We start from the raw sequence: 1,002 nt of genomic DNA, 5'->3' as shown, positions 1-1,002 counted from the left end.
TTTATTTTTGTTTTTGTACTTGATTTATTTTATAAAATAATCCATTGGATGCTCAAATTTCTTCAACTACGTACAGGATTGTTAAAGACTCGATTCCGAGATAACTTGGGTCCGTTGCCTTAAATGAGTTGGGGGGGAGACGACTCGTCTAGCTGAAACGCCAAGACACTCGCGTCATAAGCAAAAAATCAACAGAATTAAATAGCCTATTCCTTTTGATTTACTGCTTATGCGAGTCGTGTCTACCAGGGCATTTCCGCATTTGAACACTTTCCTGTGGGGGCTCGCCTAGCCCCTTCTCCCTCGGGAGTCTCGTCGTTTCTAAGCCACCCCATTTGTCATGGAGGTTCACGGCCCCATTACATCAGAATATTTAATTGTCTTTCTGCATTGGTAAGGCTTAATCAGTTATGCTTCTCTCATGAGGAGGCCACATGATGCGTTTCCGTTTTCCAAACAACAGTAAGGAGGTCCGGAAAATTGCGAGACTCCTGTGGGTAAAGAGTTCAGGGTGAGATCCCGTAAGGCAAAGCCTGAGGAAGCTCACAGAACGCCCACGGAAACCGAGTGATTTCCCGGACCTCCTTTTTCTATTCAAGGCAACGGAAACATGAAAAAGTCTCGAAATCGAGTCTTCAACAATTGGGAGCTTTAATTGGTTAGGAAATATCAATAAAAAGATTAATCAGTGTGTAATATTTTGAAACCAATCGATGGTACATATCGTATAAGTAGTATTCCGTGGGAAAGCTATCGTATAAGGAGGTGATCGTTCATGGAGGGTTCATGTCGCAGACGCATTTTATCTTTGCTTGTTGTTGTAACCGCTTGTTTATCTTTATTTCAGTTTCATTCCTTTGTTCATGCTGAAGGAGAAGGTCAACAAGTCTATATCATACCTGTGAAAGAAACGGTTGAGCGAGGAATGGCAGCCTTTTTAGAAAGGACGACCAAAGAAGCCGTAGAAAATGGTGCAGATCATATAATTTTCGAAATTGATAC

Annotated in this window: 1 pseudogene; it reads left to right on the top strand. The window is 41.8% G+C overall.

What is annotated here, in order from left to right:
- Window positions 1–775: 775 nt before the first annotated feature.
- Window positions 776–1,002 (top strand): annotated as a pseudogene (locus tag LD39_RS23715) (nodulation protein NfeD); the annotation flags it as partial.

The organism is Halobacillus sp. BBL2006 (genome assembly GCF_000786645.1).
Classification (GTDB): Bacteria; Bacillota; Bacilli; order Bacillales; family Halobacillaceae; genus Halobacillus.
Note: the sequence above shows the minus strand (reverse complement) of the source record. Positions and strands in the feature narration are given on the sequence as shown.